This window comes from Enterococcus sp. VV15, assembly GCF_005236045.1.
In the GTDB taxonomy this organism is placed as follows: Bacteria; Bacillota; Bacilli; order Lactobacillales; family Enterococcaceae; genus Enterococcus_B; species Enterococcus_B durans.
The window spans coordinates 1-793 of record NZ_QPTY01000109.1 but is presented as its reverse complement, the minus strand read 5'-3'; the positions used below and the strand labels follow the sequence as shown (position 1 = coordinate 793).

General features: G+C 39.0%; 2 protein-coding genes and 1 pseudogene. All 3 read left to right on the top strand.

Annotated features, from left to right (window positions below; all coding sequences use genetic code 11):
- A pseudogene (locus DVW83_RS15780) lies at positions 1-102 on the top strand (phage major capsid protein); the annotation flags it as partial.
- A 4-nt stretch (positions 103-106) separates the two neighbouring features.
- Positions 107-436, top strand: a complete 330-nt coding sequence (locus DVW83_RS14825; RefSeq protein ID WP_137239701.1) for a hypothetical protein — start codon at positions 107-109, stop codon at positions 434-436.
- Positions 437-440: 4 nt separating this feature from the next.
- Positions 441-793 (top strand): phage Gp19/Gp15/Gp42 family protein (locus tag DVW83_RS14820; protein WP_137239698.1); only part of this gene is annotated, 353 nt, incomplete at its 3' end.

The window sequence follows — 793 nt, the reverse complement described above, 5'->3', positions numbered from 1 at the left end:
TTGAAAAATTACAACCAAGTTTACTTACGTTCTGAAACTTATTTAGGTTGGGGTATTATGGATGGCAATAGCTTTGCGCGAGTAATTAAAACAGGAGGCTAATAAAATGATTTATAAAAATAAAAAGACAGGAGTTACTTTTAGTAGCTCCTGTCTTATTTCTGGTGGCGATTGGGTTATTGTCAATAAAGATCAAGTATTAAACGACAACCAAAAAGAAAAAATTTATGCACATATTGAATCAGAAGGTGATTCAGATATTCAAAAAATTGAGATCGAATCAGGTGCCGATAAAGAAGCCAAAACGGGTGATGCCGCATATGATTCAATTACTATTCCACAAATTAAACAAGAATTAGATGCTTTCGGCATTAAATACAGCGCCACTGCTAAGAAACAAGAGTTGTATGACTTAATGATGTCGCAAGGGAAGTGATTAAATGCAGCCTTTTGCAATGATTGAGGATTTAGAAAATCTATGGCGTAAATTAAAGCCTGATGAAACCGAACGTGCCAAGCAACTACTTGTCATTGTTTCTGACTCGCTACGTGAAGAAGCCGGACGAGTGGGTAAAGACTTAGACACGATGATCAATGAAAAGCCACCTTATTTCACCAATGTAGTGAAGTCAGTGACGGTTGACATCGTTGCGCGAACACTTATGACGTCAACTGACCAGGAACCGATGACCCAAACGACAGAAAGTGCATTGGGCTATTCCTGGTCTGGGTCGTATCTCGTTCCTGGTGGAGGATTGTTCATCAAGAACACGGAACTAAGCCGTTTAGGTTT

What these genes read in the sequence shown, in the direction of transcription:
- DVW83_RS14825 (WP_137239701.1), top strand. Translation starts at nt 107, where the DNA reads ATGATTTATAAAAATAAAAAGACAGGAGTTACTTTTAGTAGCTCCTGT.